The sequence below is a fragment of the Salinirussus salinus genome (assembly GCF_009831455.1).
Classification (GTDB): domain Archaea; phylum Halobacteriota; class Halobacteria; order Halobacteriales; family Haloarculaceae; genus Salinirussus; species Salinirussus salinus.
Genome location: NZ_WOWO01000002.1, coordinates 924,140 through 947,793, shown reverse-complemented (window position 1 = coordinate 947,793; position 23,654 = coordinate 924,140). Strand labels below are relative to the sequence as shown.

The window sequence follows — 23,654 nt, the reverse complement described above, 5'->3', positions numbered from 1 at the left end:
CTTCTCTACGCGGTCGCGGGCGCCGCGGTGTCGACCTCCCCGTCGATCCGCACGAACCCGTAGCCACACTCGGGGCAGCGCCACTTGACCTTCCGGCCCAGGTGGAGTTCCGTGCTCGCGGCCATGTAGAAGGTCCGCTGCTCGCCACACTCCGGGCACTCCGCTTCCAGTTCCATACCGGGGGTTCGGGAAGCCGGTAAATCAAAGCCGCGGTCCGGGCCCGCAAACGGTTTTGTCGGCGGGCGCCGACGTTCGGGTATGGCCCGTCGAACCACCCGGTGTGAGGAGTGTGGCTACCGCGTCCGGTGGGACCCCGAGACCCGCGAGGGACCGACGGTCTTCTTCGAGGAGGGGCTGTGTCCCAGCTGTGGGTCCTCCTTCGAGGACCGCGCGCCCGTCTCGGCCCGGCGCGGGCGCAAGCGCCGGTAGACCTTAGTCCGTCCCGGCGGAGCCCTCGGGCATGCAGACTGTGATCCTCGCCGCGGGCCAGGGGACCCGGATGCGGCCGCTGACCGACCGCCGCCCCAAGCCGATGCTCCCGGTGGCGGACCGGCCGCTGATGGCCCACACCGCCGACGCCGCCGTCGCGGCCGGCGCCTCCGAACTCCTCCTGGTCGTGGGTTACGAGGCCGACGACGTCCGCGCGTACTTCGGCGACGAGTACCGCGGCGTCCCCGTCGCCTACGCCGTCCAGGACGAACAACGGGGCACCGCCCACGCCGTCCGGGCGGCCCGCGAGCACCTGGAGGGTGCCTTCGCGGTGCTCAACGGCGACGACATCTACGACCCCGCCTCCATCGAACGGCTGTTCGAGGCCGCTCCCGCAGTCGGTACCTACGAGGTCGACGACCCCCTCCCCTACGGTGTCTTCGACATCACCGACGGGGAAGTCGAGGGGATCGTCGAGAAACCCGACGACCCCCCCTCGAACCGCGTCAACGTCGGCGCGTACGTCTTCCCCGCGGAGGCCCGCGAGTGGCTGGACGTCGAGGCCAGCGAACGTGGCGAGGAGGAGATCACCGACGTCCTCGCCCGAGTTGTCGACGAGCGGTCGGTCCGGGCGGTCGACGTCGACCGCTGGATGGGGGTGGGCCGGCCCTGGGAACTGCTGGAGGCGAACGAGTGGAAACTCGGCGAGCTCGACCGCGACCTCCGCGGTGAGGTGGCCGACACCGCGGAGCTGCGCGGGGCCGTGGTCGTCGAAGAGGGAGCGACTGTCGAGCCCGGCGTCGTCGTCGAGGGACCAGTGCTCGTGCGGGCTGGCGCGCACGTCGGCCCGAACGCCTACGTCCGCGGGCACACACTGCTGGGCGAGGGCGCCCGGGTGGGCAACGCCGTCGAGGTGAAAAACAGCGTCATCATGTCGGGGACCGCGGTGCCGCATCTCTCCTACGTGGGCGACAGCGTCCTCGGGCGGGACGTCAACTTCGGGGCGGGGACGACGGTGGCGAACCTCAGACACGACGACGAGCCGGTCCGGCTGACCGTGAAGGGCGAGCGGGTCTCGACCGGCCGCCGGAAGTTCGGCGTCGTCGTCGGCGACGGGGCGAAGACGGGCATCGAGACGACGCTGAACGCCGGCGTGACGCTCTCGACGGACGCCCGCGTCGGGCCCAACGCGACGGTGACGCGGGACCGGTAGCGCTCCCGTGGACAGCCGGGCCCCGTCCGGCGCCGGGAGTGCCCGCGCGAGGAAGATATATGGGATTAAGTACCGACGTACCGAGGGTGAGGATAAGATGGTCGATCCGACTTCGGACGTCGCCGAAGATATCTCCGAGGAGGAGGCGCCGGACTGTGCGACGTGTGGGGCGACGGTTCTCGACACTCCCCGACACCGCGTGGTCACGTGGGTCGAGGACGGCGAGGTCCGGACCGCACACTTCTGTGACGACGACTGCCGGATGGAGTGGGACGGCTCCGTCGAGTCCTGAGCGACGGGTCGGCCACACGGCCGCCAGAGGGGTCGCGGACTGCGGGCGGAACCGCGGACCGGCGGCGACCCCAGCCGGTGGATGGAAAGATTGAGGCGCGCGCGGCCCCGACAGTCGGACGATGGACTTCGGGCTCGGCACGCGTGGCGGGTTCGTTCTCGTGGTGCTCGTGGGCGTTCTGGTTCCAGGCCTGACCAACCACGTCCTCTCCCAGTCGGGGTACCACACGCTGGGCTCGGTCGTCTGGGCCGTCGGCTACGCCGCGATGGCGGTCGTCCTCTACCTGGGGTGGGTCCGGCCGCTCGAGCTCACGGGTCCCGACGATGCGATCAGGAAGCCCGAAGAGGACGACGCGGCCGGTAGCGGACCCGACACGGACGGAACCGGTGGCGAGCCCGAGTCGGCGGAGCCGAACTGACCGCGGCGGTTTCCGGCCCGGGTGGACGTTCCGGTGGCTACCCCGCTACCGGTCGGCCGCCGCCGGCTCGAAGACGTCCTCGTGGAGCCGGTCGGTCACCACGTCGACCAGCCGCTCGAGATTGGCGGTGTCGTCGCGGTTGTACGAGACCAGCGTCTCCAGGGCCTCCTCGCGGCCGCGCTCGTACTCGTGCCAGAGCCGGACCGCATCGCGCCCCGACAGGTCCGGCCGGTCGCGGTCGATCCCGACCTCCTGCTCGACCTGCTTGAGCCCGCCGGTCAGGTCCAGCCGCCGGCAGGGGTACATGAGGTCCAGATGCGGGAGGTCGAGGCCGAGGTCGAACGACTCCTCGAGGAAGGGGACGTCGAACCGTTTGCCATTGTAAGTGACCAGCAGGCCGGCGTCGGCGAGTTCGTCGGCGAGCGCCTCCGCGGTCAGCCCCCGCTCGCGCACGAGCGTGGTCGTCGAGCCCGCACGGTGGAGGCTGACGACGGTCACGTCGTCGCGCTGCTCGCTCAGCCCGGTCGTCTCGATGTCGAGAAAGCAGGCCCCGTCCCGGAAGTTCTCGTAGAAGCGCCACTGCTCGCCCGAGGGAAACGCCGAGGCGAAGAAGTCGGCGTCGCCGGCCGCGAGCCGGTCACGGGCGCGGTCGATAAAGGAGTAGACTGCCTCGGCGTCGGCCGGGCCGGGTACCTCGCCGTCGAACTCGTCCCAGGTCCGTACGCCCGACCGCCAGAGCCTCCGCTCGGTGGTCTCGCCGACCCCCGATACCGGGATGAAGCTGTTCTCCGCTCGCATACTCAGGCATCGGGGCACCGTGGACATAGCTTTTCGGACACGGTGCGCGCGGCTCGTGCTCGCGGCCGACCTACCCGGAGACCGGACCGCGGCGCCTGCGCCACTCCAGGACGACCTCGAGCCCCAGCCAGACGAGCAGCCAGACCGAGACGAGCGCGACCACGACTGCGGTCGAGGACAGCAGCCGGAGGGGACGAGTCACGCCGACCAGTACCGGGTAGAACGGGACCGCGACCGCGCCCATCGCGACCAGCCCCAGGACACAGGAGACGACGTGCTCGACGGTGCTGGCCTCTCCCGGGCCGGACTCAGCGGGTGCCCGCGACCGGCTCCCCCCGCTTCCATGTGGTGTGTACACACGTACCACTCTCCGTGCGGTTCTTTCGGACGTACAGTAAAAAGCGTTGCTGCGACCGGCGGTTGCTCGCGGGGCTCCCGACGGCGCCGACTCCGAACGCAGGGCAGGGCGCACAACGCTTTTCGACGTCCGGCCCCTCCCGCGGGTATGACAGTCACCACCGGTCGCACGTTGGAGGCCGACGGCCAGCCGGTCCCGGGAACCGGCTTCGAGGTCGACCCCGAGGGCGACCTGGCGGGGCTGCTGGCCGAGCGGACGGGGCCGCTGAACTCCCACCCGACTCAGCCGGTCTGGGGCGCGCCCCTGGAGTCGCCCGACGGCGAGACGCTCCGCTCGCTGAGCATCCTCGGACCGGGTTACGAGGGGCCGCCCGAGCACTACCACGAGCAGAGCGTCGAGCGCTTCGACGTGCGGGCCGGCGAACCGACCTTCCACCTCGACGGCGAGCCCTACCGCGCCCGGCCGGGGGAGACGGTCACCGTCGAGACCGGCCAGCGCCACACCTTCTCGGTCGAAGGCGACGAGCTGAGCTACATGGTGACGGACATCCACGCGCCCGGGCGGCTCCGGCACGTCCTCCCGACGCTCGGCGGACTCGCTCACGACGAGGGGATGGACCCGGAGGACGTCCTCCAGCAGGTGATGGTCGCCCGGCGGCTCTCCGGGAACACCGTCTTCACCGAGCCCGACCCGCGCGTGTCGCGGCCGCTGACGCGGGCGCTGGAGCCGGTCGCCCGCCTGCGGGGGTACCGGGGCGCCTACGAGAAGTACCGTCAGCCGGCCTTCTGGGAGGCTCACGTCGAACAGCCCGACCTCTAGGGGAACCGTCGAGAGGGACCGCTCGCCGGTGTCGGGCAGGACGACGACCGTCCGCTTGCTGGTCTCCCGTGCGTACTCCGTCGCGACAGACAGTGCTGCACTCGATGAGATCCCGACCGGGATCCCCTCCGCCCGACCGGGGGACGAACATGTTCGCAGACAGCGGGAGGGAATCCGCGCCATAAGGGGCCGGTATGGGCGCGATCCCCGGGTCCATCGAGACGGACGCCCAGCCGCCGATGGCGGTCCCGCTCCGTCATTTCCTGGTCGGCCTGGCGGCGCTGCTCGCCGGCGGGGCGCTCGGGCTGGCCGCGCAGGCCGGGCTGGTCGCCGGGCTCGCGGGGCTGGCCCACGTCCACCTGTTGCTCGTGGGCTGGGTCTGCGTGACCGTCATGGGCGCGATGACGCAGTTCGTCCCGGTCTGGTCCGGCGTCGACCTCCACTCCCGGCGGCTCGCCACCCTCCAGCTGTGGCTCGTGACTGTCGGGCTGACTGGCTTTGTGGCGGCGCTCTTGTGGCCGGCGCCCGACGCGCTCCCGGCCTTCGGCGCGCTCATGCTCGCCGGCTTCTGGACGTTCGCGTACAATATCGCCCGGAGCCTCCCGAGGGAGATGGACGTCACGGAGCGCCACTTCGCGCTGGCGCTCGGCTTCTTCGTGCTCCTGACCGTTCTCGGGGTGGTGCTCGCGGCCGGCTACACGACGCCGCTGCTCGCGGACCTGGGACTCGCCCGCCCGGACGCCGTCGCCGCCCACGCGACGCTCGCGGTCTTCGGCGCGGTGCTGACGACCGTCGTCGGGGCCATCTACCAGCTCGGGACCATGTTCACCCGGACCGACATGGACCGGGTCGACCGGCTGCTTCAACGCGTGGAGACCGTCGCCTACCCGGTCGGCGTGCTCGCGCTCGCGGCCGGCCGGCTCGCGGACGTGCCCGTCCTGGCGCGCGCCGGTGGCGTGCTCGTCGTCGGTGGGCTGGCGGCGGCCTTCGTCGTCGTCGGCCGGAAGCTCCTCGAGGCGCGGGTTCCGTGGACGCCGATGCTCTCGCGGTACGCCGTCGCCGTCGCCGCCGCGCTCGCGTGGGCCGCGCTCACGCTGCCGGCCTGGCTCGCTGCTCCTACCACCCCGGACGCGACTTTCGGTGCCCCCGGGGCTGCCCACCTGCTTGCGGCCGCCGTGGTCGGGTTCGTCGTGCTCGGAACGCTGTACCACGTCGTCCCGTTTATCGTCTGGGTCCACCGCTACAGCGACCTGCTGGGCTTCGAGGACGTGCCGATGATCGACGACCTCTACGACGCCCGGGTCGCGCGCGCGGACTTCCTGCTTCTGGTCGCCGCGCTCCTCCTCCTGACCGCTGACGGACTGGTCGGTCTCCCGGACGCCGCCGTCGCTGTTGCCGGTACCGCCTTTCTCGTCGGGGCCGCGCTCTTCGTCGGGAACATGGCGCTGGTGGTCCGGGAGCACAGCCCGGACACCGTCGGGGGCATCCTCGCTGGCCGGACTGGGGGCAGCGGCGGCGGCGCCGACACCGGACGCGGGGGCCCGGGGGACTAACACGTTCGGGACAAACGCCCCCGGCCCCGGGACGGAACGCCGGGTATGGAGCTCACCGCGCTCGCCGACCTGACCGAGACGCCCCACGCCGAGGTGTTCGAGCACCGCGACCCCCGGACCGTCCGGCTGCAACTGGCAGAGGGGGAGTCGGTCCCGCCTCACACGCACCCGGGGACGGACGTCGTGTTGCACCTGCTGTCGGGCCGGCTGGAGCTGTCGCTGGACGGTGAGACACACGACGTCGCGGCCGGCGAACTGGTCCGGTTCAGCGGCGACCGGGAGGTGTCGCCGCGGGCCGTCGAGCCGGCGACGGCGGTGCTCGTCTTCGCCCCGCAGTGATCAGAAGCCGGCGACGGAGTAGACGCGCCACTCCCCGTTTGCCGTCCGCATGTCGAGAGTCACGGGCTGTGTCTGGCCCTGTGCCGACACGGTCACCTCGACGGTCGCCCGCTCCTCGGTCTCCTGGGTCACCTCCGACCCCTCGACGCTCGCGTCGAGCTGGCTGAGGCCGGTCGCCCACGCGCTGACCTGGGCCTGGCCCAGCGGCGCGTTCGGGTGGAGCATGTCGGCGGCACCCTGTGCGTTCCCGTCGATCAGCGCGTTCATGAAGCTCTCGGCAGTCCCGCCCGGACCACCGGAACCGCCAAGGAGGAGGAAGCCGCCGACGGCTGCGACGGCGACGCCGGCGCCGCCGATGCCCAGCACTTGCCGGCGGCTCAGCCCGGCGACCACCTCGTCGTCGCGGGGCTGTCGGTACTGCCCCTGCTGTGGCTGACGGTACTGCCCCCCCTGGGGCTGCCCTTGCTGTGGGGGCGCCTGCCCGCCCTGGGGCGGTGCCTGCCCCTGTGGCTGCCCCTGGCGGGGTTGTCCCTGCCGGGGCTGTCCACCCTGGGGCTGGCCTTGCCGGGGCTGTCCGCCCTGCGGTTGGCCCTGGCGGGGTTGTCCCTGTCCGGGCTGGCCGCCACGGGGCTGTCCGCCGCTACCCTGCTGTGGCTGTCCGCGACGGGGCTGCCCGCCCTGTGGCTGTCCCTGTCCCGGCTGGCCCTGCTGTGGCTGACCGCCCTGCTGGGGTTGGCCGCCCTGCTGTGGCTGGCCACCTTGCTGGGGCTCGCCACCCTGGGAGTGGCCCTGCTGTGCGCCCTCGCCGTTTGCGCCGTCGCCCCGGCCGCTGTCCTGTCCACCCTCTCCGCCCGAAACATCTTCGTCGAGTGACATCCCGCACGAGTCACACACGGGAGCCCCATCCTCGACAGTCGCTCCGCAGTTCGGACACTGTGCCATACGTTGTTGTTTCTGATAACTGTGATAAAATTACTGTTCTTGACAGCCAGCCGAGCCGCAGATGTTCGGCGCCCCGTTGATTGGTGCCGGGCCCGGAGTCGCGACCACGGCCCGGGTTCAGCCATGTACGACGACATCGACACCGACGAGCGGCCCTTCGTGCTCATCTGGGAACTGACACAGGCCTGTGAACTCGCCTGCAAGCACTGTCGAGCCGAGGCCGACCCGGAACGCCACCCCGGCGAACTGACGACCGCGGAGGGCAAGCGCCTGCTCGATGGGGCCCGCGAGTTCGGTGACGGCCAGCTCGTGGTGCTCTCCGGGGGCGACCCGCTGGCTCGCGAGGACGCCGTCGAACTCGTCGAGTACGGGACCGACCTCGGGTTGCGGATGACGATGACTCCCAGCGGGACGCGCTCGCTCACCCCCGCTCGCATAGCGGCGCTCGCCGACGCCGGCCTCCGGCGGATGGCGCTGAGTATCGACGGCGGCTCCCCGGACGCTCACGACGAGTTCCGCCAGGAAGCCGGGAGTTTCGCGGAGACCGTCGCGGCCGCCCGCGCGGTCCGGGAGGCGGGTCTTCCCCTCCAGGTCAACACGACCGTCTGTGCCGAGACCGTCGGAGAACTGCCCGCTATCCGCGGGCTCGTCGAGGAGCTGGGCGCGGTGCTGTGGTCGGTGTTCTTCCTGGTACCCGTCGGGCGCGGGGCGGTCCTCGACCCTATCTCCCCGGAGCGCGCCGAGTCCGTCATGGAGTGGCTCTACACCGTCCAGCGGGAGGCTTCCTTCGGGGTCAAGACCACCGAGGCGCCCCACTACCGCCGGGTCGCGCTCCAGCGGGCGGCCGACAGCGGGACCGGGGCGGCCGCCGACTCGGGCGGCCGGCCGGCTCCCGGACAGACGGGCGGCAGCTCCGGGGACGGCCGTGCCGACCGGACCGGCCGCAGGACGGGGGTCACGGCCGGCGACGGCTTCGCGTTCGTAAGTCACACCGGCGAGCTCTACCCCTCGGGGTTTCTCCCCGAGTCCGCGGGGAACGTCCGCGAGACGAGCGTGGTCGAGTGCTACCGGAACGCCGACCTCTTCGAACGCCTGCGGGACCCGGACGCGCTCCGGGGCAAGTGTGGCGCCTGCCCCTACCGGGGCGTCTGTGGCGGGAGCCGGTCGCGGGCCTACGCCCACACCGGCGACCCCCTCGCGAGCGACCCGCTGTGTGCCTTCGTCCCGGAGGGGTACGACGGCCCGCTCCCCGACGCCCGGGAGAGGAGCCGAACAGGTTCGGGGACAGGCTCTGCCGACTGAGGCTGCTATCCCCGGGTATGTCCGCCGACGACCACCCCGAACACGACCACGGCCACGAGGCGGTCGCCATCGATGAATTTCACGAGAACTCCTGGTCGGTGAACCTGGAGAAGCCCCGGCACGCCGACGACCGCGGGACCGTCTTCGAGGAGGCCCGACAGGCCATCGAGGCCACGGCGGCAGGATACCACGTCAATCTCGTCACCCACGGCGACCAGGGCCACCCCGAGGCGTACCTCTTCGAGCGCCTGGAGGAGTGGGGCGAGGACTACGAGTACGTCCGCCAGTGTGGCTGTGGCGGCCACGTCACCCGCGTCCACGTCTGACCATGGGCTTCGGTTCCTTTCTCGGTTCGAGCGGGGAGGAGAGCTTCGACGAGCACGGCGACTTTGTCCCCGGCCACCTCCCCGAGCCCGGCGAATTTCTCGAGGGCCACGAGGTCCTGACCGGCGAGGCACACGTCGCCTTCCACGGGACCGCCCGCGACCTCTTCGAGGAGCGGGGGGTCTACGACATGACCTTCGGCTACAATCTGGCTCGGCTGAACCTCGATACGCGGCACCCGACTGCGGGGTTCCGGTACGCCGAGGAGATCGCCGGCCTGGAGGGAGCCGCCGGCCCGGAGGGGCAGACCGGGGAGGCCACGGACGGCATCGACGGGCCGGTGCTCCGTGCTGAGTTCACGCCGACCACCGAGTTCTGTCCGCAGAGCGACACCCTCACTCTGGGCGCGTTCCGGGCGTTCAACGGCGAACTGGAATCCCACGCGTACGACCTCGTTCGCGTGCGCGTCGACGGGATGCACCACGAGTCCGCGAGCATCAACGGCAAGCTCCGCCAGCTCGAGGAGTCGTTCGCGCACACGGGCGAAGTCCGGTCGGACGTGACTCCCGACTCGTGTGCGGAGGAGGTCCCGTCCGAGCGGGGGTACGGCTCCCCTGGCCAACGGCCCGGCACCGGCGACAGGTCGGCCGGTCGGGACGGCGCCGCGTCGGGCGGGGACGGCGGCTCCGGTCCGACGACGCCGTTCTAAGGGTCGACCGGCGGGCTCCTCGCTCGAGACGAGGGCGCCTCGCTAACTCGTGAGTTCGACCTCGTCGACGAACTCCTTGACGATCTTCCCCTCGGCGCGGTGGAGCGTCTCGCTGGCAGTGGACTTGGCGACCCCAACCTCCTCTGCCAGGTCCGTCAGCGTGCAGTCCCGCGGCGTGTCGTAGTACCCCTCCTCGACGGCAGTCTCGACCAGCGTCGACTGGCGGTCGGTCAGCAGCCGGTCGGCCTCGACCTGCTGGGTGACCGACTCCACCTCGAAGCTGATCCCCAGCGCGCGCAGCTGGTCGCCGAGCGTCGACAGCCGGTCCCGCGTCGCGGTCACTTCCCAGGAGGCGCGCCCGTCCCGCACCTCGAAGGGCAGGTCGAGCAGGGCGCCGGACTTCCTCACCGGCACCAGAAGCAGCGGCTCGGAGGTCTCGAACTGGACCAGCGCCTCCGGGCCCGGCCGCCCCAGGAGTTCGAGGTCGACCACTTCCTCGCAGTCGTCCATGTCCCGGAGCACCTCCTCGAGGCGGTCGGCCGTGACCTCCGCCATGGCGGTCCCGTGGTCGCCGTCCGGGAACGCGGTGAGGATGCGGAATTCGGCGTCGGGGTGACGCCGGGTGAGCCCCCCCATCCAGACCCGGTCGGGGATGTGGACCGTCAGTACCGCTCGTGGCATGGGCGTTCGTTCACTCCCCTGACTTGGAACCGTAACCCCGAATATGTTCGCATCCGGCGCACATGTGCGGCGCCGGATACAGGAGGGGGCGGGCCGAAGGTCGGCGTGATGGAGTCGATCACGCTCTCGCGGCTGGTCGAGGCACCGCGCGGGGAGGTAGCCGAGCTGGTCGGGGACGTCGAGACGTTCATGCGCGCCGCGGAGTTCGACGACGCGACGGTCGAGGGCGACCGGCTGCGGATCCGCAACGGCGTCGGGCTGGCGACGATCGAACTCGACTGCGAGCTGGTCGACCGCGACTGCGCGCTGGCCTACGAACAGCGCGACGGGATCTTCAAGACGATGGAGACCCGCTACGAACTCCTCGAGCGCGAGGGAGGGACCGAAGTCCGGGCGACGACGGAGTTCGCCGTCGACGTCGCGCTGGTCGGGGAGATCCTCGACGCGACCGTGATCAAACGCCAGCGCCGGAAGGAACTGGAGGCGCAGTTCGACTACCTGGAGCGGCAGGCGGCCGGTACTTAACGCCGAACCGTTTCGTCGGTGCTCTCGCGGGCCTGGCAACACGGGCCCGGCGCCCGCGTGCTGGAGGTCGAGGCCGGGGGGTGACGAACCGGTCAAACGTACCAGATACCTTGGGTTTCACTAGATGAACAGAAAACAATGGCCCTGTGAGTAAAGACAATTATTTTATAAAAACTTTTTATACGTAGTCCGGTACAGTTTCACGTCGGTGATGTCACATGTCCACAAGGCAGATAGAGGCGACCCTGTTCGGGCGGGAAACTGACTTCGAATACTCCGAGACGTGGGTCGGATACTCGCTGCTCGCACTGCGCCTGGTGATGGGCTGGACGCTGTTTTATGGCGGGATCGACAAAGTCCTGGCAAGCGACTGGTCGGCTCGGGGCTACCTGATGGGGGCGGCGACCCGTGAAGGAACCCTCTTCGCGGGCTTCTGGGAGACGATGGCCACCGACTACATCGGCATCGTTGACCCGCTGAATATGTGGGGCCTGACGCTGGTGGGCCTGGCGCTGATGGTCGGCGCGTTCGTGCGCTGGAGCGCCTTCTGGGGGGCCGTGATGATGCTGTTCTACTACTTCTCCAGCTACCCCCTCTCGCACAGCCTCCTCATCGACGACCACGTCGTCTACGCCGTGTTGCTGTTCGGTCTCGGCGCCTTCGGCGCCGGCCGGATCCTGGGGGTCGACGAGTACCTCGAGAAGACCTCGGTCGTCGAGAACAACCCCTGGCTCCGGTACTTCCTGGGCTGAACGGGCGTCCCCTCACTCGGCGTAGCCCGGCAAGTCGGACAGGAGCCCAGGCAGCGACCCCGTCTCCTCCCGGAGCCGGCCGACGCCGGGCTTCGCGAGCCGTCCTTCGTTGCCCACGAGCGAAACTGACTGGACGCCGACGGCGGCGAACGGGAGGCCGAGTCGCTCGGCGGTCGCCCGCAGCGCGACGCCGGCATCCGCCCGGCCGTCGGCGACCCGGCGGGCGGGACTCTCGATACCGGCGGTCTCCACCCCGGCGAGCGCGTCCGGGTCGAGGCCCGACTCTCGGGCGGCGTCGTCGACCGCGGCCCGGAGCCCGAGGTCGCGGTTGACGGTCGCGACCGACCGGCCACTCTCGGCGAGCGACTCCAGCGGGTGGTCCCCAGGGTCGCCCTCGGCCGTCACGACCCCCCACTCGCGGGTCCAGGCCGCGAGTACCTCGCTGCCCTCTGCCTCCGGGCCGGCCACCTCGCCGGTGAGCACCGCGACGTCGGCGACCCCGTCGCGGAGCCAGCGCCGGCCGGCGCGGTCGCCGTCGGTGAGGTAGCGGGCGCCGTCGACGGCGTCCAGCAGTTCGACCGCCGCGGGGTCGCTCTCGCCGACGGCCAGCACCGGCGGGGCGCGGGCGTCCGGCGAGAACAGTTCGACCGTCACGTCTTCGCCGGCCCGGAGACGGCGGGTGTCCGCCGGCATGTCGACCACGCCGTCGGCCGCCGCGAGCGTGGTCGTCGCGCCGCTGCCCTTGTCGACGGGGTAGACGACCGTTTCACCGTCGCCGTCCTCGACGAGCCCGACCGGGAGCGCCCGGCGCCGACCCTCGTCGAAGCGCTCGTCGACGGCCAGCCGCCCCGTGGCCGTGACCGACCGCTCGGTCCCGTAGCCTGCCGCCCGGCGCAGGCGGGGCGCGACGAGCAGCCGGAAGACCGACAGCGCGGAGACGGGATAGCCCGGCAGGCCGACGTAGGGGGTCCCGTCGACGCGGCCGATTATCGTCGGCTTGCCGGGCTTGAGCGCGACGCCGTGGACCAGCAGGTCGCCGACCTCCTCGACGACGCTGTAGAGCATGTCCGCGCCGCTGGCGCTGGTCGACCCCGCGGTCAGTATCATGTCACACTCCCCGGCAGCCTCCCGGAGGGCGTCGGCCATCGCCTCCCTGTCGTCGGGGACGCGGGTGTACCGGACCGGCTCCCCGCCCGCCTCGCGGACGCCGGTCGCGATGGTCTCGGTGTTGACGTCGTAGATCTGGCCGCGGCCGTGGTCCAGCTCCTCGCCGGGCTGGACGAGCTCCTCACCGGTGGCGACGACGGCTACCCGGGGGAGACGGCGGACTGTGACGGTCTCGTGACCCATCGCCGCGAGCAGCCCCACCGTGCGGGGCGTCAGCCGGACGCCCGCGCCGAGCGCCCGGTCGCCCGCCGCGATGTCCGCACCCGCGGCCATGACGTTGCCACCGGGTGGGACCGCCCGCCGAATATCGACCGTCTCCTCGCCCTCGGTGGTGTCCTCGACCATCACGACGGCGTTGGCCCCCGGCGGGACGACCGCGCCGGTCGCTATTTCGACGGCGACGCCCTCCTCGACCGTTACCTCGGGGCGCTCGCCCGCCTCGACGAGACCGCCGACCGCCAGGGTGACGGGGCTGGCCTCGCCGGCGCCGGTCGTGTCCGCCGCACGGACCGCGTAGCCGTCGACGCTCGCGCGGTCGAATCCCGGGACGTCGAGGTCGGCGTCGACCCGCTCTGCGAGCACCCGACCGCTGGCCTCGCCAAGCGGGACGCGTTCGGTCCCGCCGCCGACGTCGAGGTCTCCGACGACCTCGCGGGCGCGGTCGAGTGTCACCAGGTCACGCATCTCGCGGCGCTCACTCATGCCCCCGGCTTCGGGACCCGCGGGCAAAAGCCTCACCTCCGGGCCGCGTTCGAAGTCGCCACCGCACAGGCCGGGCGACAGGCACATAGCCGCCGCGGCCACACGGGCAGGTATGAAACTGCTCGGGATCGCCGGCCCCTCGGGCTCGGGGAAGACGACGCTGGTCGAGCGCCTCCTCGACCGCCTCGGCGAGCGCGGCCGCGTCGCCACGGTCAAACACGTCGACCACGGCGTCGACATCGACCGGGAGGGCAAGGACACCGCCCGCCACCGCGCGGCAGGCGCCGCCGAGACGCACGCCATCACCGACGACGGCGCGTGGTTCGCGACCGGCGAGGACCGCACGCTCGAGGACGTTCTCGACGACCTCGCCCCCGACTACGACTACGCGCTGGTCGAGGGATACAGCGGCGCCGACATCCCCACGGTCGCGCTCGGCGGGCGCGACCACCAGGGGGAGACGGTCGCGGCCGCCTCCGAGGCGGGCGCCGTGGACCTCGACGCCGTCCTCGGCGCCCTCGAGGACCAGGACCCCTTCGAGACGCTCTCGTCGCTGGTGGTACAGGCCAAGCAGTCGCCGGACGCGGTCTACTCGGGGGCCATCGCCACCTTCACCGGCCGGGTCCGGACGAAGGAAGGCCCGGACGACGAGGCGACCGAACTGCTCGAGTTCGAGAAGTACGACGGCGTCGCGGCCGAGAAGCTGGCGGCGATCCGCGAGGACCTGGAGGCCCGCGAGGGGGTCTACGAGGTCCTGCTTCACCACCGGACCGGTGTCGTCGAGTCCGGCGAGGACATCGTCTTCGTGGTCGTGCTCGCTGGCCACCGCGAGGAGGCCTTTGAAACTGTGGAGGACGGGATCAACCGCCTGAAGGCGGAGGTCCCGCTGTTCAAGAAGGAGGTCACCGTCGCCGACGAGTTCTGGGCCCACCAGCACGACACCGGGGTCGAGCCCGCTGGTGACGCCCAGGCGCCCGACACGGGTACGGAGGACTGACGCGATACCGGCGGGACCTTTCGCTCAGCCCTTCTTTTCGCTCCGGTCAGGGCTCCCAGTCCCAGCGCTCGACGGCGACCTCCCGACCGGCCTCGTACCCCTCCGAGTCCTCGGGGACGACGACCCACCCGTCCGACAGCGTCACGCTCGAGAGGACGCCCGCCCCCGACGTCCGGGTGGGGGTCACCATCGACCGCTCGCCGCCCCCCCCGACCTCCTCGACGGAGACGCGGGCGAAGGTGCGCACGCCGGGTTCGCTCGCTATCTTCCGCTCGAGGACGCCGGCGGTCTCGGGTATCGGGTCGGCCTCGAACCCGCCGGCGCGGGCGACCGCCGGCCGGAGCAGCTGTGTCGCGACGACCAGACAGGAGACGGGGTAGCCCGGCAGCATTAACACGAGCGTGTCGTCGACCACGCCGAAGCCGGCGGGGTGGCCCGGTTTGACCGCCAGGCCGTGCACCTCGACGGAGCCACGCTCCCCGACGACCGCCGGGAGCAGGTCCCGCTCGCCGACGGAGGTGCCCCCGGTCGTGACCACGACGTCGTGGTCGGTGTCGCGGTCGATGGCCGCCCCGAGCGCGTCGACGTCGTCGGTCACGACCCCGCGGTAGGTCGCCTCCCCGCCCCACCGCTCGACGAGCCGGGAGACCACCAGCCCGTTGGTCTCGACGATCTCGCCGGGCTCGGGCTCCTCGCCCGCGGGAACGAGCTCCTCGCCAGTGGGGACGACGCTGACCCGCGGACGCTCGTAGACCTCGACCTCCTCGTGGCCGGCGCTCCGCAGGAGGCCGAGGTCCGCGGCGGTCAGCCGGTGGCCGGCGTCGTAGAGGTGCTGGTCGGCGCCGACGTCCTCGCCGACCGGCGCGACGTTCTCGCCGGGGGTCACACTCGAGGACACCTCGACGGTGTCGCCGACCTCGCGGGTCCGCTCGACCATCACCACGGCGTCGGCGCCGTCGGGCAGCGGACTCCCGGTGTGGACCTGGGCCGCGTCCCCCGGGCCGACCTCGTCCCCGGCCGGGTCGAGCGCGACCGGTGACCGGCCGGCACGCTGGGTGTCTGCCGCGCGGACCGCGTAGCCGTCCATCGCCGCCCGCTCGTAGTGGGGGACGGCCCGCCGCGCCCGGACCGGCGCGGCGAGGGTCCGGCCGGCGGCCTCTCCCACGGGGACCGTCTCGGCCTCGTCCGGTGTCACGACCTCCCGCAGGCGCTCGCGGGCCTCGGCCAGGCGCGCGACGTCGTCGAACTCGTGGGTCATACCCCGCCTTAGCGGTCGGCGACCGAAAAGCTGGCCCTCCGCTCGACCGTCCGCTGGGCCCTGGTGGTCGACCTGTCCACTCGATCACTCCGTGTGACTGTGGGACAGACTTTAGCCCGTGGACGTAGAATCACAAACGATCGATGCTCGTCGACGACTTCGGCCGGGCGGTCTCTGGCGTGCGGGTCTCGCTCACCGACCGGTGTAACTTCGACTGCGTCTACTGTCACAACGAGGGGCTCGGCGACACCCGCGGGCCGATGGACGCGCAGGACCACGAGATGGACACCGACGACGTGGTCCGCTTCCTGGAAGTGGCCCGGGAGTTCGACGTCGAGGCAGTCAAGTTCACCGGCGGCGAGCCGATGCTCCGGCAGGACCTGGAGGAGATCATCCGCCGGACCCCCGACGGAATGGAGGTCTCGATGACGACCAACGGCACGTTCCTCCCCGGTCGGGCGCCGGACCTGAAGGCAGCGGGGCTGGAACGGGTCAACGTCTCCCAGGACGCACTCGACCCCGACGATTTCGCACAGATAACCAAAAGCGGTGCCTACGACCAGGTCATCGAGGGCGTGGAGGCCGCGCTGGCGGCGGGCCTCGCTCCCGTCAAGCTGAACATGGTGGTCTTCGAGGCGACCGCGGGCTACATTCCCCGGATGGTCGACCACGTCGCCGCAAACGACGGCCTCCAGCTCCAGCTCATCGAGTACATGCCCGAGCTCGTCGGCAATCCGGAGTGGGCGGTCGACATCGACCGCGTCCACGGCTGGCTCGAGGAGCAGGCCGACCGGGTCGAACACCGCGAGATGCACGACCGCCGGCGCTACTACGTGAGTTCCGAGGACGGGGACGGAGAGGGGATGGTAGAGATCGTCGACCCCGTCGAGAACGAGGAGTTCTGTGCCAACTGCGAGCGCGTCCGGGTGACCCACGACGGCAAGCTGAAGGGCTGCCTCAATCGCGGCGACGACCACCGTCCGATGGGCGGGATGACCAAACCCGAGATCCGGGAGACCTTCCGGGAGACCGTCGCGAACCGCGTCCCCTACTACGGCGAGTACCTCGTCGAGGAGGACGGCGAGTGGGTGCTCAACGAGAAGTACGTCAGAAAGCCCGCGACCGCCGACGACTGACCACCCGGGGCCGCGCTGGCGGAGCACCGACCGTCAGACCGACCGCTTCACCTTCTCGACGACCCGGACGTCGGTGAGCCGCGTCTCGGGGTACTGTCCGTCCGCATTCTTCTCGGCCGCCTTCACCATGTCAAGGACGACGTTCAGTCCCGTCGTCACCCCTTCCAGAGCCTCCATCTCGCAGCCGGTCTTGCCGGTCGTCTCGACCGCGACCTCGAGGTCGACGGTCCCGGCCTCGGCGTCCAGCGAGAAGTCGGTATCGACGTTCGTGATGGGGATCTGGTGACACATCGGGACCGTCTCCCAGGTGTGTTTGACCGCCTGAACGGCGCCGACGCGGGCGGTAGCGAGCACGTTGCCCTTCTCCACCTCGTCGTCCCGGACCGCCTCGACGGTCGACGGCCGCAGTTCGAGCTGGCCCGCGGCGACCGCCCGCCGCCGGGAGTCGGGCTTGTCGCCCACGTCGACCATCTGCGCCTCGCCTGTCTCGTCGGTGTGTGTGAGGTCGTCGCTCATACCTGCCGTTCGTCCGCGGGAGGGTTGTAGCTTGCCTCTCCGGGTCCTAGCTTGCCTCTCAGCCCCGGCACGTGGCGCGCGGCAGCGCCGGGCCGTCAGGACTCCACGGGTGGCTCGTCCTGGAACTCCCGGACGGCCGCCCGGAAGTCATCGGGGATCCGAGTCGGCTCCCGGGTCTCCCCGTCGACCGCGACGTGGGTGACCGACCCGTCGACGAGGAGAGAGCCGTCGTCGGCCCGGTGGGCGGCGTACTCGAAGGTCATGCTCGAGGTGCCGAACGACTCGACCCGGACGCCGTGGACGAGTTCGTCGCCGACGTCCGCCTGGCCGTGATAGTTCAGGTCGACGTTGACGACGTGGACGTCCCACTCCTGGTGTCGCTCCGTGTAGTCGAAGCCGGTCTCGCGGAAGAACTGCGTGACCGTCTCGTCCTGGAAGGTGACGTAGTTGCCGTAGAAGACGATGCCCTGCCGGTCGGTTTCCTCGAACCGGACCCTGTTTTCCCAGATCTCCGGTAGGTCCATACACCGGGTGGCGCCCGTGGCGTAGTTAACCGTGCCGGTCGGTCTGCCATCAGGCCGGTCCACCACAGGCTTTTGATCGTGGTCGCGCAATTGTGACGCATGGCCGACAGGTCACGGGCCGGCCGGCTGTGGCGGCATCTGTGGCGGCTGGACCGGGAGACGAGACGGCTGCTCCGAATGGAGCCCGTTGCGCTGCTGGAGAACTCGCCGGGGATGGACGAGCGGGAGCGGGAACTGGCCGAACGGCTGTTCGGGGACGACCGGTCACCCCCGGCCGGGGCCGGCCAGGGCCCGGCACGCACGAGCGGCCCGTCACCCGGTGGGGGAGGTGGCGGCTCCTCCGGTGGCCAGGGTGGCGGGGGAAGCGGTAGCGGTCCGGACGGCGGCGGCCCGAGCAGCAACGGGGGGAACGCCCCCGGCGACGGCGGGAACGGCGGGGACGACCCCGACGACGAGACCGGCGGGGACACCCCCGAAGACGACGAGACTGGCGACTTCGACGCCGGGTTCGCCCGGACCGAAGAGGGGTCGTCCTTCGACACCGGCGGGCGCTACAGCCGCCGACAGAAGATCGGTCTCCTGCTCGGCCCCCTGCTGTTCGTGGTGCTTCTGGCCGCCCCCACTCCCGAGGGGCTCTCCCCGGCCGGGCAGGCCGTCGGCGCGACCACGGCGTGGGTGGCGGTGTGGTGGATCTCCGAGGCGATCCCGATCCCGGCCACGTCGCTGTTGCCGGTCGTCTTGCTGCCGGCGACCGGCGCAGTCGAGCCGGGCGGCGCCACACAACCCTACGCGAGCACGCTGATCTTCCTGTTCATCGGCGGGTTTTTCATCGCGGTGAGCCTCCAGCGGTGGGGGCTCCACCGGCGGATCGCGCTCCGGACGATCCGCGCGATCGGCACCAGTCCGACCCGGATCATCCTCGGGTTCATGGCCGCGACCGCGTTCCTCTCGATGTGGGTGTCGAACACGGCCACGGTGGTGATGATGACCCCTATCGGTCTGGCGGTCGTCCTGCAGGTCGCTGACCTGGTCCGCCAGCAGGACCCGTCAGTCACGGTCGAACAGGGGGAGTTCGACTTCGGCACCGGGCTGATGCTGTGTATCGCCTACGCGGCGTCGGTCGGCGGCGTCGGCACGCTCATCGGAACGCCGCCGAACATCGTCTTCGCGGGCGTCGTCGAGGCGCAGTTCGGCCAGGAGGTCTCCTTCTTCCAGTGGATGACCTACGGGATCCCGATCGCCGTCGTGGGCGTGGTGCTCATCTGGGTCTACGTCACAAAGTTTCTGATCAGGCCCGAGATCGACCGGGTTCCCGGCGGTGTCGGCGTCATCGACGAGCGACTGGAGGCTCTCGGCGGGATGAAACGCGAGGAGAAACTGGTGCTCGCGGTGTTCGGACTCACGGCACTGGCGTGGATCTCCCGGCCCTACGTGATCAACGACTTCGTCGTCCTGGGGTGGCTCTCGGAGGACCTGGTGGTCGAGGGTGTGCTGCCGATGGTCGACGACAGCACTATCGCCGTCGCCGGGGCGCTCGCGCTCTTTCTGATCCCGGCGCGTGACTCGGAGGGGGAGCTCACCTTCCTGCTGGATTGGACGACGGCGCTTGAGATCCCCTGGGGCGTCATCCTGCTGTTCGGCGGCGGACTCTCGATCGCGAGCGCCTTCGACGAGACGGGGCTGGCGGTGTGGATCGGCGAGCAACTGGGCGCACTCGAGGGGGCCTCGATGCTGGCCGTCGTCGCGGTGGTGGTCGTGTTGACTATCTTCATGACGGAGGTCACGTCGAACACCGCGACGACCGCGATGCTGATGCCGGTCCTGGCGTCGCTGGCGCTCGGGCTCTCGGTCCACCCCTACGCGGTCATGGTCGCCGGCGCGACTGCCGCCTCCTTCGCCTTTATGCTCCCCGTCGCCACGCCGCCGAACGCCGTCGTCTTCGGGTCGGGATACATCACGATGCCACAGATGGTCCGGACCGGGTTCGGCCTCAACCTCCTCGGCGTCCTCCTCATCATCCTCCTCTCGCTGACCTGGCTGCCGTTCGCGTGGGGGATCGACGTCACGGCGCTCCCGCCCTGGGCGGCCTGACAGCGGGGCCGCTGCCGTCCGAACCCGACACCGCTTCTGTGAGTCGTTCTAGCGTGGTCGACGGTGTTTGCTCTCCCTCACAGCCGGGCCGTGCCCCCGGAGACGACCCGTGAGCCACCGTTGTGTCTGTAGCGAAATATCGGCAACTCAACCGTTCTGTCCCGGGAATACGACAGTTTCGGCGGCAGCCGGACCGAATCGTTAAGTGCGTTGCGGTCCCTGGTTTGCAGTGGACTATCATGACCGACTTAGGTGGCTTCCACGACCACGTGGCGCGGGTAGACCTCAGCGAGGGTGAGGTGGCCTACGAGGGCGTCGACGACGAGGACGCGAAGAAGTACATCGGTGCGCGCGGGCTCGGCGTCAAGTACGTCTTCGACCAGGGGCCGGACGTGGACCCGCTGGGGCCGGACAACCTCATCGCGTTCATGAACGGCCCGCTCACGGGGACGCAGGTCACCATGAGCGGCCGGATCGCCATCTGCACCAAGTCGCCGATCAAGGGGCAGGTGACCGACTCCCACCACGGCGGCTGGTCGGGCGCGCGGCTGAAGTGGGCCGGCTTCGACGGCCTGCTGTTCGAAGGGAAAGCGGAGCACCCGGTCTACGCCTACGTCGAGGACGGCGAGGTGGAACTCCGGGACGCCTCCCACCTCTGGGGGTGGGGCGTCCACGACACGATGGCGGAGATCGAAGACGAGATCGGCGGCGAGTACGGCAAGAACCTCTCGGCGATGGCCATCGGGCCCGGCGGGGAGAACGAGGTCCGCTACGCCTGCATCGTCAACGAGGACGACCGCGCCTCCGGCCGGGGCGGGACCGGCGCCGTCATGGGGTCGAAGAACCTCAAGGCGGTCGTCGTCAAGTCCTCCACGGAGATGCAAAAGCCCGCCGACCCCGAGACCTTCCGGGAGGGCCACAAGCAGGCGATGCAGCTCATCCAGGAGTCGGACGTCACCGCGCCCAACGAGGGCGGGCTCTCGATGTTCGGGACCAACGTCCTGATGAACGTCACCGAGGAGATGGACGGCCTCCCGACCAAGAACGGCCGGTACTCCTCGACGCGGTCGATGAGCGACTCCGAAGGTGTGGACATCGACGCCGAGCGGGTCTCGGGGGAGCACGTCCGGGAGAACATCCTGGTCGACGAACCGACCTGTCACTCCTGTCCTGTCGCCTGCAAGAAGGAGGTCGAGGTCCAGGCGATGCACAAAGGCGAGGAGATGAACGTCCGGATGGAGTCCTTCGAGTACGAGTCGGCCTGGGCGCTCGGCCCCAACTCCGCGCACACCGACCTCGACGACTCCGTCCTGATGGTCGACAGATGCAACGACCTCGGGATAGACACCATCGACGCCGGCAACACCATGGCGATGGCCATGGAGATGACCGAGCAGGGCAAGTTCGACGATGTCGAGGGCGACGGTCTCGACTGGGGCGACTCCTCGGAGATGGTCGACCTGCTCGACCGGATCGCCCACCGGGAGACGGAGTTCGCCGACCACCTTGCCGGCGGCCCCGCCCACCTCGAAGCGGAGTTCGACGCAGAGGAGAACTCCCTCGCCGTGAAGGGCCAGACGATGGCCGCCTACGACCCCCGCTGCATGAAGGGGATGGCCATCGGCTACGCCACCTCGAACCGCGGGGCCTGTCACCTCCGGGGGTACACGCCAGCCGCGGAGATCCTGGGCATCCTCGAGCAGGTCGACCCCCACGAGCCCGAGGGGAAGGGTGAGCTCTGTGTCACCTTCCAGGACATGCACGCCATCTCCGACTCCTTCGACATCTGCAAGTTCAACGCCTTCGCGGAGGGCATCGAGGAGTACGTCCTCCAGTACAACGGGATGACCGGACGCGACGTCAGCGAGGAGGAGCTGCTGGAGGCCGGCGAGCGCATCTACAATCTCGAGCGGTACTACAACAACCTCGCCGGCTTCGACGGCGACGACGACGACCTGCCGGGCCGCTTCGTCGAGGGTCACGATGACGCCATCCCGGCCCAGGGCGGCAGCGAGGGTCAGCTCGCCGAACTCGACCAGCTCAAAGCGGAGTACTACGAGGTCCGCGGCTGGGTCGACGGTGTCGTCCCCGACGAGAAGCTCGACGAGCTCGGCATCGAGGTCGGGCCCGGCACCGGCGTCTCCGCCGGCGGCGACTCGCAGGCACCCGCCGACGACTGAGCCCGCCGCGAGCCACCCACCGGCGCCCGGTCCGGACCGGCGGTCCGGAGCCGACCACTTACGGTCCCGAGCCACCTTCTTGCGGGTATGACCGACGACGAGGATTTCGAGTTCCGCGTAGAGTCGCGGCTGACCAGCCACGGCGTCTACGTCGACGAGGTCGTCGAGCGGGAGGGGGGCTACGCGGTCACCTACGAGTCGATCTCCGCCGACAGCGAGGGCGTGGTCCCCCACCGCGAGGTGGGACGGGTGATCAACGTCTTCCGGGACCTGCACGACGAGGACTGGAGCGGGGCGGACATCGACGCCGTGGTGACCGACTTCGAGGGCGAGGAGCGGGGCCGATGGCACGTCGAGGCGGCGTGGCTCGACCGGCTGCACAACGGCGACCTCACTGAGGTGGAGTTCTCCGAGAAGGTCGTCGAGACGATCGAGCTCGCGGAGTGACCGGCACCGCCCCTAACACCGGCACCTGGCCGGCGCCGCCGGCTCAGGGCGACGCGATGGCGACGGGGTCGCGGATCTCCATCGCGGTCTCGAACTCCGCCTTCCGGTCGAGCCGGCGGCCGTCCCGCCGGAACTGTGCCCCGTGAGCCCGCCGGACGGCGTCCGCCTCGCTGTCGCCGAGTCCGAGTTCTTCTCCGACCCGCTCCCAGTGGTTCGCGTCGGCCAGATAGTAGGTCCGACTGCCGGCCTCGACGCGCTCGAAGCGGCGGCCGTAGTCCTCGCGGCGGTCGACGAGGTGGCGCTGGGCGTCTTCGAGTAGCGCGGAGAGTGCCTGGAGCGTGACGCTCGCCTGTGCGCCGGCCAGCAGGACGACCTGCCCCTCGATTGGATGGGTCTGCTCGGACATGGGGGTGGAGGAAGACCTGTCAGCCGCCCGCACGGATCGCCTTCTGGGAGAATTCCTCGACCAGACGGTCCAGGGCGTCCTCGCTTTCACCTTCGAAGGCAACCGTCACTTCGGTGAGTTTCAGCGAGGGTCCGACGTCTACCTTCTCCTCGGAGAGGGAGGCCCGCCAGCTGCCGTCCCTGTCCTCGACGATCCCGTCCTCGACCCGCTCGCCGCCGAGATTTTCGAGATAGCCGACCGCGGCCCTGGCGGAGATCCCGCGGTAACTCCGTTCGCGCTCGATCATCGTCTCCCGGTAGCGGCGGCAGGGGGCTAAAGCTGTCGGGCGCGTGCGCGGGAGAGGCCCGACGTTCACCGTCCGCGGCGAGTTCTCGCGGCCGTTCAGCCGCCGGAGCCGGGGCGGATCCCGTCGTCGACCGCCCGGAAGTTGCGCTCGCGGTCGATCCGGTCGGCCAGGTCCTCGTGGTCGTAGACCTGCTGGAGCACCGCGGCGTGGAGGTCACGCCAGGCCATCGCGTAGATGGGCGACTGCCCCCAGGCGCGCAGTTCGACCACGAACTCGTCGTAGGCCTCCCACCGCTCCTGGAAGTGCTCGATCATGTCGACGACGGCGCTGACTGCCTCGTCCTCGTTCTCGACGGTGAGGGCGGCGTTGAGCTCGCGCTCCCAGCCGGCGACGGCCTTGCCCATGTCCTGTTTCGTGTCGTCGCTGTCGGCCGGCAGCGAGTCGACGATACCCTCCGGGATCGTCAGTTCGAGTTCGTCCACACCGGCTC

The 23,654-nt window shown here is 70.5% G+C and carries 30 protein-coding genes and 2 pseudogenes; 18 read left to right on the top strand and 14 right to left on the bottom strand.

The features are described from left to right. Nucleotides 1-5: 5 nt before the first annotated feature. On the bottom strand, nt 6-176 hold the full coding sequence (locus GN153_RS17485; protein ID WP_201287827.1) for a DUF7838 family putative zinc beta-ribbon protein: 171 nt from the start codon (nt 174-176) through the stop codon (nt 6-8). Nucleotides 177-258: 82 nt separating this feature from the next. Between GN153_RS17485 and GN153_RS08130 the strand changes: the two genes are divergently transcribed. The 4 genes from GN153_RS08130 (at nt 259) to GN153_RS08115 (ending at nt 2,352) form a co-directional block, all read left to right on the top strand. After that, entirely contained in the window at nt 259-429 is a 171-nt protein-coding gene (locus GN153_RS08130; RefSeq protein WP_159901555.1) for a hypothetical protein, read from the top strand. A 31-nt stretch (nt 430-460) separates the two neighbouring features. Further along, entirely contained in the window at nt 461-1,642 is a 1,182-nt protein-coding gene (gene glmU / locus GN153_RS08125) for a bifunctional sugar-1-phosphate nucleotidylyltransferase/acetyltransferase (protein WP_159901553.1), read from the top strand. Between the two features lie 97 nt (nt 1,643-1,739). Continuing rightward, complete coding sequence (locus tag GN153_RS08120; RefSeq protein WP_159901551.1) at nt 1,740-1,934, top strand: DUF7576 family protein; 195 nt, start codon at nt 1,740-1,742, stop codon at nt 1,932-1,934. Between the two features lie 121 nt (nt 1,935-2,055). Continuing rightward, on the top strand, nt 2,056-2,352 hold the full coding sequence (locus GN153_RS08115; RefSeq protein WP_201287826.1) for a hypothetical protein: 297 nt from the start codon (nt 2,056-2,058) through the stop codon (nt 2,350-2,352). Nucleotides 2,353-2,397: 45 nt separating this feature from the next. On the opposite strand, the gene GN153_RS08110 is transcribed toward GN153_RS08115, so the two are convergent. Continuing rightward, nucleotides 2,398-3,150, bottom strand: coding sequence for a ribonuclease H-like domain-containing protein (locus GN153_RS08110; protein WP_159901549.1), 753 nt, complete (start codon nt 3,148-3,150; stop codon nt 2,398-2,400). 70 nt (nt 3,151-3,220) lie between these two features. Further along, nucleotides 3,221-3,508, bottom strand: a complete 288-nt coding sequence (locus tag GN153_RS08105) for a hypothetical protein (RefSeq protein WP_201287825.1) — start codon at nt 3,506-3,508, stop codon at nt 3,221-3,223. A 147-nt stretch (nt 3,509-3,655) separates the two neighbouring features. Between GN153_RS08105 and GN153_RS08100 the strand changes: the two genes are divergently transcribed. Next, nucleotides 3,656-4,327, top strand: a complete 672-nt coding sequence (locus GN153_RS08100) for a cupin domain-containing protein (RefSeq protein WP_159901547.1) — start codon at nt 3,656-3,658, stop codon at nt 4,325-4,327. Nucleotides 4,328-4,333: 6 nt separating this feature from the next. Here the strand turns inward: GN153_RS08100 and GN153_RS17870 are convergent. After that, nucleotides 4,334-4,456 (bottom strand): annotated as a pseudogene (locus GN153_RS17870) (cysteine synthase A); the annotation flags it as partial. 65 nt (nt 4,457-4,521) lie between these two features. Between GN153_RS17870 and GN153_RS08090 the strand changes: the two are divergent. Both GN153_RS08090 and GN153_RS08085 read left to right on the top strand, forming a co-directional pair. Continuing rightward, nucleotides 4,522-5,880: a hypothetical protein gene (locus GN153_RS08090; protein ID WP_159901545.1), complete on the top strand. Its 1,359-nt coding sequence runs from the start codon at nt 4,522-4,524 to the stop codon at nt 5,878-5,880. A 45-nt stretch (nt 5,881-5,925) separates the two neighbouring features. Next, nucleotides 5,926-6,219, top strand: coding sequence for a cupin domain-containing protein (locus GN153_RS08085; RefSeq protein ID WP_159901543.1), 294 nt, complete (start codon nt 5,926-5,928; stop codon nt 6,217-6,219). Here the strand turns inward: GN153_RS08085 and GN153_RS17690 are convergent, their stop codons facing one another. Next, entirely contained in the window at nt 6,220-6,444 is a 225-nt protein-coding gene (locus tag GN153_RS17690; protein WP_236544773.1) for an ABC transporter substrate-binding protein, read from the bottom strand. On the opposite strand from GN153_RS17690, the gene GN153_RS17685 reads away from it, so the two are divergent. Then, complete coding sequence (locus GN153_RS17685) at nt 6,436-7,092, top strand: hypothetical protein (protein WP_236544772.1); 657 nt, start codon at nt 6,436-6,438, stop codon at nt 7,090-7,092. The genes GN153_RS17690 and GN153_RS17685 overlap by 9 nt on opposite strands. Nucleotides 7,093-7,098: 6 nt before the next feature. Here GN153_RS17685 and GN153_RS17865 read toward each other — a convergent pair. Further along, nucleotides 7,099-7,161, bottom strand: a pseudogene (locus GN153_RS17865) (zinc ribbon domain-containing protein); the annotation flags it as partial. 123 nt (nt 7,162-7,284) lie between these two features. Here GN153_RS17865 and GN153_RS08075 point away from each other — a divergent pair. From GN153_RS08075 to GN153_RS08065, 3 genes are read left to right on the top strand one after another with little or no spacing between them, the layout of a single operon-like run. Beyond that, a complete protein-coding gene (locus tag GN153_RS08075; RefSeq protein ID WP_159901539.1) occupies nt 7,285-8,463 on the top strand; it encodes a TIGR04053 family radical SAM/SPASM domain-containing protein in 1,179 nt (392 codons plus the stop codon). 17 nt (nt 8,464-8,480) lie between these two features. Next, nucleotides 8,481-8,789 (top strand): CGCGG family putative rSAM-modified RiPP protein, encoded by a 309-nt coding sequence (locus GN153_RS08070; protein WP_159901537.1) that lies wholly within the window; start codon nt 8,481-8,483, stop codon nt 8,787-8,789. A 2-nt stretch (nt 8,790-8,791) separates the two neighbouring features. After that, nucleotides 8,792-9,496 carry a hypothetical protein gene (locus GN153_RS08065; protein WP_236544771.1) on the top strand — a complete coding sequence of 235 codons (705 nt, stop codon included), beginning with the start codon at nt 8,792-8,794 and terminating at the stop codon, nt 9,494-9,496. 42 nt (nt 9,497-9,538) lie between these two features. Here GN153_RS08065 and GN153_RS08060 read toward each other — a convergent pair whose 3' ends face one another. Then, nucleotides 9,539-10,177 (bottom strand): helix-turn-helix domain-containing protein, encoded by a 639-nt coding sequence (locus GN153_RS08060; protein WP_159901535.1) that lies wholly within the window; start codon nt 10,175-10,177, stop codon nt 9,539-9,541. A 108-nt stretch (nt 10,178-10,285) separates the two neighbouring features. Between GN153_RS08060 and GN153_RS08055 the strand changes: the two genes are divergently transcribed. Next, a complete protein-coding gene (locus GN153_RS08055; RefSeq protein WP_159901533.1) occupies nt 10,286-10,702 on the top strand; it encodes an SRPBCC family protein in 417 nt (138 codons plus the stop codon). A gap of 218 nt (nt 10,703-10,920) precedes the next feature. After that, nucleotides 10,921-11,454, top strand: a complete 534-nt coding sequence (locus tag GN153_RS08050) for a DoxX family protein (RefSeq protein WP_159901531.1) — start codon at nt 10,921-10,923, stop codon at nt 11,452-11,454. A gap of 12 nt (nt 11,455-11,466) precedes the next feature. On the opposite strand, the gene GN153_RS08045 is transcribed toward GN153_RS08050, so the two are convergent. Then, nucleotides 11,467-13,323 carry a molybdopterin biosynthesis protein gene (locus tag GN153_RS08045; protein WP_159901529.1) on the bottom strand — a complete coding sequence of 619 codons (1,857 nt, stop codon included), beginning with the start codon at nt 13,321-13,323 and terminating at the stop codon, nt 11,467-11,469. A 112-nt stretch (nt 13,324-13,435) separates the two neighbouring features. On the opposite strand from GN153_RS08045, the gene GN153_RS08040 reads away from it, so the two are divergent. After that, a complete protein-coding gene (locus GN153_RS08040) occupies nt 13,436-14,320 on the top strand; it encodes a molybdopterin synthase (protein ID WP_159901527.1) in 885 nt (294 codons plus the stop codon). A 46-nt stretch (nt 14,321-14,366) separates the two neighbouring features. Here GN153_RS08040 and GN153_RS08035 read toward each other — a convergent pair whose 3' ends face one another. Further along, nucleotides 14,367-15,578, bottom strand: a complete 1,212-nt coding sequence (locus GN153_RS08035) for a molybdopterin molybdotransferase MoeA (RefSeq protein ID WP_159901525.1) — start codon at nt 15,576-15,578, stop codon at nt 14,367-14,369. A gap of 143 nt (nt 15,579-15,721) precedes the next feature. Here GN153_RS08035 and moaA point away from each other — a divergent pair, with 143 nt between their 5' ends. After that, nucleotides 15,722-16,714 (top strand): GTP 3',8-cyclase MoaA, encoded by a 993-nt coding sequence (gene moaA / locus GN153_RS08030; RefSeq protein ID WP_159901523.1) that lies wholly within the window; start codon nt 15,722-15,724, stop codon nt 16,712-16,714. A gap of 33 nt (nt 16,715-16,747) precedes the next feature. Here moaA and moaC read toward each other — a convergent pair whose 3' ends face one another. Then, a complete protein-coding gene (moaC, locus tag GN153_RS08025; protein WP_159901521.1) occupies nt 16,748-17,230 on the bottom strand; it encodes a cyclic pyranopterin monophosphate synthase MoaC in 483 nt (160 codons plus the stop codon). Nucleotides 17,231-17,325: 95 nt separating this feature from the next. Further along, complete coding sequence (locus GN153_RS08020) at nt 17,326-17,754, bottom strand: acyl-CoA thioesterase (RefSeq protein WP_159901519.1); 429 nt, start codon at nt 17,752-17,754, stop codon at nt 17,326-17,328. Between the two features lie 99 nt (nt 17,755-17,853). Between GN153_RS08020 and GN153_RS08015 the strand changes: the two genes are divergently transcribed. The 3 genes from GN153_RS08015 to GN153_RS08005 all read left to right on the top strand — a co-directional run bounded on the left by GN153_RS08015 (nt 17,854) and on the right by GN153_RS08005 (nt 22,472). Continuing rightward, complete coding sequence (locus tag GN153_RS08015) at nt 17,854-19,845, top strand: SLC13 family permease (protein WP_236544770.1); 1,992 nt, start codon at nt 17,854-17,856, stop codon at nt 19,843-19,845. A gap of 239 nt (nt 19,846-20,084) precedes the next feature. Further along, a complete protein-coding gene (locus tag GN153_RS08010; protein WP_159901517.1) occupies nt 20,085-22,025 on the top strand; it encodes an aldehyde ferredoxin oxidoreductase family protein in 1,941 nt (646 codons plus the stop codon). An 87-nt stretch (nt 22,026-22,112) separates the two neighbouring features. Next, the gene (locus GN153_RS08005) at nt 22,113-22,472 is read left to right on the top strand and encodes a hypothetical protein (protein ID WP_159901515.1); all 360 of its coding nucleotides are present in this window, start codon (nt 22,113-22,115) and stop codon (nt 22,470-22,472) included. Between the two features lie 43 nt (nt 22,473-22,515). Here GN153_RS08005 and GN153_RS08000 read toward each other — a convergent pair whose 3' ends face one another. The 3 genes from GN153_RS08000 to GN153_RS07990 all read right to left on the bottom strand — a co-directional run bounded on the left by GN153_RS08000 (nt 22,516) and on the right by GN153_RS07990 (nt 23,646). Next, the gene (locus GN153_RS08000) at nt 22,516-22,878 is read right to left on the bottom strand and encodes a hypothetical protein (RefSeq protein WP_159901513.1); all 363 of its coding nucleotides are present in this window, start codon (nt 22,876-22,878) and stop codon (nt 22,516-22,518) included. Between the two features lie 19 nt (nt 22,879-22,897). Further along, the gene (locus GN153_RS07995; RefSeq protein ID WP_159901511.1) at nt 22,898-23,164 is read right to left on the bottom strand and encodes a hypothetical protein; all 267 of its coding nucleotides are present in this window, start codon (nt 23,162-23,164) and stop codon (nt 22,898-22,900) included. A gap of 95 nt (nt 23,165-23,259) precedes the next feature. Continuing rightward, nucleotides 23,260-23,646 carry a hypothetical protein gene (locus tag GN153_RS07990; protein ID WP_159901509.1) on the bottom strand — a complete coding sequence of 129 codons (387 nt, stop codon included), beginning with the start codon at nt 23,644-23,646 and terminating at the stop codon, nt 23,260-23,262. Nucleotides 23,647-23,654: the final 8 nt, after the last annotated feature.

Excerpts from the sequence above, each read along its gene's own strand:
- GN153_RS17485 (WP_201287827.1), bottom strand. The coding sequence starts at position 176 with ATGGAACTGGAAGCGGAGTGCCCGGAGTGTGGCGAGCAGCGGACCTTC.
- GN153_RS08130 (WP_159901555.1), top strand. The coding sequence starts at position 259 with ATGGCCCGTCGAACCACCCGGTGTGAGGAGTGTGGCTACCGCGTCCGG.
- glmU (WP_159901553.1), top strand. The coding sequence starts at position 461 with ATGCAGACTGTGATCCTCGCCGCGGGCCAGGGGACCCGGATGCGGCCG.
- GN153_RS08120 (WP_159901551.1), top strand. The coding sequence starts at position 1,740 with ATGGTCGATCCGACTTCGGACGTCGCCGAAGATATCTCCGAGGAGGAG.
- GN153_RS08115 (WP_201287826.1), top strand. The coding sequence starts at position 2,056 with ATGGACTTCGGGCTCGGCACGCGTGGCGGGTTCGTTCTCGTGGTGCTC.
- GN153_RS08110 (WP_159901549.1), bottom strand. The coding sequence starts at position 3,150 with ATGCGAGCGGAGAACAGCTTCATCCCGGTATCGGGGGTCGGCGAGACC.
- GN153_RS08100 (WP_159901547.1), top strand. The coding sequence starts at position 3,656 with ATGACAGTCACCACCGGTCGCACGTTGGAGGCCGACGGCCAGCCGGTC.
- GN153_RS08090 (WP_159901545.1), top strand. The coding sequence starts at position 4,522 with ATGGGCGCGATCCCCGGGTCCATCGAGACGGACGCCCAGCCGCCGATG.
- GN153_RS08085 (WP_159901543.1), top strand. The coding sequence starts at position 5,926 with ATGGAGCTCACCGCGCTCGCCGACCTGACCGAGACGCCCCACGCCGAG.
- GN153_RS17690 (WP_236544773.1), bottom strand. The coding sequence starts at position 6,444 with ATGCTCCACCCGAACGCGCCGCTGGGCCAGGCCCAGGTCAGCGCGTGG.
- GN153_RS08075 (WP_159901539.1), top strand. The coding sequence starts at position 7,285 with ATGTACGACGACATCGACACCGACGAGCGGCCCTTCGTGCTCATCTGG.
- GN153_RS08070 (WP_159901537.1), top strand. The coding sequence starts at position 8,481 with ATGTCCGCCGACGACCACCCCGAACACGACCACGGCCACGAGGCGGTC.
- GN153_RS08065 (WP_236544771.1), top strand. The coding sequence starts at position 8,792 with ATGGGCTTCGGTTCCTTTCTCGGTTCGAGCGGGGAGGAGAGCTTCGAC.
- GN153_RS08060 (WP_159901535.1), bottom strand. The coding sequence starts at position 10,177 with ATGCCACGAGCGGTACTGACGGTCCACATCCCCGACCGGGTCTGGATG.
- GN153_RS08055 (WP_159901533.1), top strand. The coding sequence starts at position 10,286 with ATGGAGTCGATCACGCTCTCGCGGCTGGTCGAGGCACCGCGCGGGGAG.
- GN153_RS08050 (WP_159901531.1), top strand. The coding sequence starts at position 10,921 with ATGTCCACAAGGCAGATAGAGGCGACCCTGTTCGGGCGGGAAACTGAC.
- GN153_RS08045 (WP_159901529.1), bottom strand. The coding sequence starts at position 13,323 with ATGAGTGAGCGCCGCGAGATGCGTGACCTGGTGACACTCGACCGCGCC.
- GN153_RS08040 (WP_159901527.1), top strand. The coding sequence starts at position 13,436 with ATGAAACTGCTCGGGATCGCCGGCCCCTCGGGCTCGGGGAAGACGACG.
- GN153_RS08035 (WP_159901525.1), bottom strand. The coding sequence starts at position 15,578 with ATGACCCACGAGTTCGACGACGTCGCGCGCCTGGCCGAGGCCCGCGAG.
- moaA (WP_159901523.1), top strand. The coding sequence starts at position 15,722 with ATGCTCGTCGACGACTTCGGCCGGGCGGTCTCTGGCGTGCGGGTCTCG.
- moaC (WP_159901521.1), bottom strand. The coding sequence starts at position 17,230 with ATGAGCGACGACCTCACACACACCGACGAGACAGGCGAGGCGCAGATG.
- GN153_RS08020 (WP_159901519.1), bottom strand. The coding sequence starts at position 17,754 with ATGGACCTACCGGAGATCTGGGAAAACAGGGTCCGGTTCGAGGAAACC.
- GN153_RS08015 (WP_236544770.1), top strand. The coding sequence starts at position 17,854 with ATGGCCGACAGGTCACGGGCCGGCCGGCTGTGGCGGCATCTGTGGCGG.
- GN153_RS08010 (WP_159901517.1), top strand. The coding sequence starts at position 20,085 with ATGACCGACTTAGGTGGCTTCCACGACCACGTGGCGCGGGTAGACCTC.
- GN153_RS08005 (WP_159901515.1), top strand. The coding sequence starts at position 22,113 with ATGACCGACGACGAGGATTTCGAGTTCCGCGTAGAGTCGCGGCTGACC.
- GN153_RS08000 (WP_159901513.1), bottom strand. The coding sequence starts at position 22,878 with ATGTCCGAGCAGACCCATCCAATCGAGGGGCAGGTCGTCCTGCTGGCC.
- GN153_RS07995 (WP_159901511.1), bottom strand. The coding sequence starts at position 23,164 with ATGATCGAGCGCGAACGGAGTTACCGCGGGATCTCCGCCAGGGCCGCG.